Source organism: Massilia orientalis (assembly GCF_030411975.2).
Lineage (GTDB): Bacteria > Pseudomonadota > Gammaproteobacteria > Burkholderiales > Burkholderiaceae_D > Telluria > Telluria orientalis.
Genome location: NZ_JASNRB020000066.1, coordinates 1 through 4,448, shown reverse-complemented (window position 1 = coordinate 4,448; position 4,448 = coordinate 1). Strand labels below are relative to the sequence as shown.

Below are 4,448 nucleotides of genomic sequence, written 5' to 3'. Positions count from 1 at the left end.
CGACTGCCCGACGCCTTCACACACTTCAACGAGGTGCATTCGCATTCGGCGCTTGGGTACAAATCGCCGCGCATGTTTAGGAAAGAGCGAAGCCGTCAGGCTCTGGAAACTGACGCTAACTAAACATCAGGTTGCGTCCGCGAAAGCGGGGGGAAGATCAGGACTGCGCATCGCAGTCACGGTAACCGCATCGAGCGTCTAGGACAGGGATGCTGCAGCAGCCGTGGTCGCGCAAGCGTATAGCCTGTCAGATTTTCTGTGTGGCATGAGGTCATGGGATGATACCGATAAGGATTCACGATGACCAAAGTAATGAGCCCCACCAAGAAGCCCAAGAAACCGAAAGCGCCCAAGCTATTTTTGCGGATGAACTGATCGATCAACTGCTGGCGCAGGTCCAGAACAAGGACGCCGAATCAATCCTCGGTGAATCCGGACTGCCGGCCAGCTCAAGAAGCAGCTGGCCGAGCGCATGTTAAATGCCGAGCTGATGCATCATCTCGATACGGAAAACAAGCAGGGCAAGGCCGGCAATCACCGTAAGGGCAGCAGTTCCAAAAACGTCCTGACACCGGGCAGCCAGCTCGAACTGGACATTCCTCGCGCTTGACAGGCCACGTTCGAGCCGCAGCTGGTCGTCAAGTACCAGCGCCGCCTGCCGGGTTTTGACGATCACGTGATCAGCATGTACGCACGCGGAATGAGTGTGCGCGAGATCCAAGGGCACCTGCAGCAGCTGTATGGCTTGAACGTATCTCCCGACCTGATTTCGACGATCACCGACGGGGTGTTGTCGGAGGTCGAGCAATGGCAACAGCGTCCGCTGGAGCCGATGTATCCGATCGTGTATTTCGACGCGTTGCGGCTAAAAATTCGTGACGAAGGCGCCGTCAGGAACAAGGCAGTGTACTCTATCAGGCTGTCACGGGGGACGCGGCCGCGCCCGCCCTGCAGGAATTTGCGCAAGGAGAATGGGGGCAGAAGTTCCCGACGCTGACAATGATGTGGCAGCGTCAATGGGAACAAGTAATCCCTTTCTTTGCTTACCCACCAGCAGTACGCAAAATCATCTATACGAACGACGCTATCGGAAACCCGCACATGCAGCTTCGGAAGATCGTCAAAAATCGTGGGCACCTTCCGACCGACGAGGCAGCCAGTGAGCTGCTCTATCTGGCCTTGCGCAACATCGAGAAAGATTGGAAGATGCCACCCGTGACGTGGAACAAGCGGCCAACCAATTCGCCATCTTGTTTCGCGAACGATTCATGACCGCCTTGTACTGAGCTTTTTTAAACCGACCTCAGCACACAAAATTCCTGACACCTCCCAAGCGTCAAAAGCCTTCGGCTACAAAAGCTTTACACCGATGGCGCGTACGGCCGGAAATGCGCACATGACATCGAACAAACGCATGACATTCACGTCGAAGGCTGGAGACAACGACGCCATACGCCTATTCAACGGCGTCGTCCGCGACTGAAGGGTAGCAATTGGTTCCCGCTGCGCCGCGCTTCCCCTCTTCTTGATCAGTAAGGTGCCACAACAGTCTACAAATTCCCTTGTTACTAAAGTTGTCGGAGTGATCGAGGGGGAGAGGATCAAGGCTGCATTCGCCCTTGATCGCTCTCATTACCATGGCAGATTCCGTGCTCATTGATCCTTTGGGAGGTCGTAGCTCATCGCCGCACGGTGGCCGTCACGCACGGCCTGAGCGATAAATGCAGGTGCAACGCAATCGCCGGTACGGTCCAAGGATGGCAGTTGGCCCTCTTCAACCCGTTCGAGTAATTCTCGATATAGCGTTTCATCCGCATTCTGGCACGTCACGAGCACTAACGCGTCTGCATCGAGCGTGATCGAATGCCCGGTCAAGACTCGCTGCGCCGTCACACGTCCTGGCTCGATGGCGGTGAGGGTGGTCCCGGTAACAATCTCGACCCCCGCAGCTAGCAATGCCTGCACCACGTGACCGAGTTCCAAAGTCTTAAAGGTCCAGGGCGCCGGTTCGCTGGCGCTAGTGACGTAAGTCACTGTGTTACCTTCGCGGGCCAGCTTCTCAGCTAACGCTGAAGCCATGTAGTAATAGTCGTCGTCGTAGACCACTACCTTTCCGCTCACCGGCTTGCCGGCCATAATGTCGTCGGGCGTGAATACGTGGGCGGCGTCAGCGCCCGGAATTGGTTCATCATGGCTGCGCCCAGTACCGTCGCGCCGCCAGCTTGAGCCAGTCGCCACAATGACGTGATCCGGCTCCATACCAAGGACGTCCTCGGCTGAAAGACGGCTGGCAAGATACATCTGTACGTTAGGCATGCGCTGCAGCAGCGCAAGACGGTAATCTACAACCCGGCCCCAGGTAGCAAGACGAGGAAGGCTGCGCTCCCGCACAATCCGTCCGCCCCAGTTTTCACCTGCCTCTGCAATGGACACTTGATAACCGCGCTTGCCCAAGGTCAGCGCGGCCTGCAGGCCAGCCGGTCCTCCTCCGACCACCAGGATATTTCGCGTCGGGTCCCCTGCAGGTGGCACGCGTTCCGGGTGCCATTGCAAGCGGAATTCTTCGCCAGCTGTCGGGTTCTGCGTGCAGCGAATAGTAGTCTGGTTCATCACCTCCGCAGCGCACACGTTGCAACCGATACACTCCCGGATATCGTCGTGAAGACCCGTATCGATTTTGTTGGGCAGGAATGGATCTGCGATCGAGGGGCGTGCTGCACCAATGAAGTCAAGAATACCGCGCTTGACCTGGCTGACCATTGCGTCTGGCGAGGTAAAACGGCCGACGCCAACGACCGGCTTGCTCGTAACCTGTTTAACAAACGAGATGAACGGTTCTTGGTGTCCTTCCTCGAAAAAGCGCGAACTGCCGGTGTCCCAGGCCCAGTCACTGACGTTCACGTCCCAGAGGTCAGGAACCTCAGCGAGTTCCTCAATGACGCGGCGGCCATCCTCACGGGTGTTAAGGCTACTTTTCCAACGACGTTCCTCTACCGCTAAACGAACCGCCACCGCACATCGGTCACCGACGGCATCTTTAACGTCGGACAGAACTTCGCGAAGAAGTCGGATCCGATTTTGAAACGAGCCACCATAGTCATCGGTGCGCTTATTCGTGCGGCTGACCAGGAAATCTTGCAGCAGCGACAAATCGTGAGCACAGTAAACGTAGACAATATCAAAATCTGCCTTCTTCGCTCGTAGTGCTGCGTCCACGTACCAGCGGCGGAACTGCGCGATATCACGCTTATCCATCTGCTTGGTCATTATCGGGTTGTCGTGCAAACGAACCGGATTTGCTGTAGGCGAAAGCGGGTAACCTCGATGCTCCCAGCAAGGACCGGAACTGCCAACGTGTGCCAGCTCGACGCCAGCTAACGCCCCATATTTGTGAACCGCTTCCGCCATCGGAGCGACTCGGCCGATGTCCGCGTCCGACCAGAGGTGTGGGCCTTGAAATGGATCGTGGCCCGAGGTGGGATGAATCATCGTTTCCTCGACGCAGACCACCCCCCAGCCTCCTTCGGCGCGAGTCTGTCGGAATGCGACCATGTCCTGGTATCGATGGGGGCCTATGCCTAAAGCATAAGGCGTCTGATAGAAACGATTCTTTGAAGTAACCGGGCCGATCTGGACTGGTTCAAAGAGGATGTCGTAGCGTGGGTCTCTGGAGTTCATGCGCAAACTTTCTGGGGGTTATGCGCAAACTTTAAGGATTACTCCAACTCAGGCCGAGGTGCTATGTGGCCAAGATTCCCGAGATCTCTACTGCAGATTATCCTGCCGTCGCCGCCATGGTGGAGCCTCTATTTTGACGTTAACTCGTGACATACCGTCGCGTGACCATCCTGTGCCGAGCCTGACGCATACGCCGGTTCCGGTGCCCGGGCCGCGAAGACCGCCACGGCGCGTCAGTAGAAGCATCAGCTCGATCACTTCTTGGTGGTACGCAGCTGACACCGAGGCGATATGGCCTCAAGTAACTGGCGACTTGCCTCAGCACAGATTGGTCTTACAACAGTTGATACACGGGCGAATTTCTCGAAGAAGGTTACGGCTGATGCTTGGGCGATGGTTCTGCAGACCATTGAAAACCTCATGTGTGTCTGTTTCACCGAGGGTTGGCTCAGTCTTCTTGTTCTCAACCAGGCGAGCAATTTGTCGTAGCACTCGACACGAGCGCCCCCTGTTCGCTACTTGTTGCGCTGCAGGTAGTCGCCACCGCTGGCGGACATTACGCTCGGGCCATGCAGGGCCCTTTTGACGCGTGCGAAACTAAAAAGCTCGACCGTGCCGTCTCCGTGGGTGTGCTGAGGTCTAGCCAGGTCGACAACGTCCGGCTGGCGGTTGAGCGGTGTAGCGCTACTACGGCAATTGGCCTGTAAGCACCTCGTCGGTATGGATGGCAATTTCTACCATCGTTCCGAGTCAATTACTGTCAACGCTCG

The 4,448-nt window shown here is 56.7% G+C and carries 1 protein-coding gene and 1 pseudogene; one reads left to right on the top strand and one right to left on the bottom strand.

What is annotated here, in order from left to right; all coding sequences use genetic code 11:
• Positions 1–356: 356 nt before the first annotated feature.
• Positions 357–1,286: pseudogene (locus QPK29_RS33330) on the top strand (transposase).
• Positions 1,287–1,653: 367 nt separating this feature from the next.
• Here QPK29_RS33330 and QPK29_RS33325 read toward each other — a convergent pair.
• Positions 1,654–3,678 (bottom strand): oxidoreductase, encoded by a 2,025-nt coding sequence (locus QPK29_RS33325; protein WP_371772409.1) that lies wholly within the window; start codon positions 3,676–3,678, stop codon positions 1,654–1,656.
• Positions 3,679–4,448 lie beyond the last annotated feature (770 nt).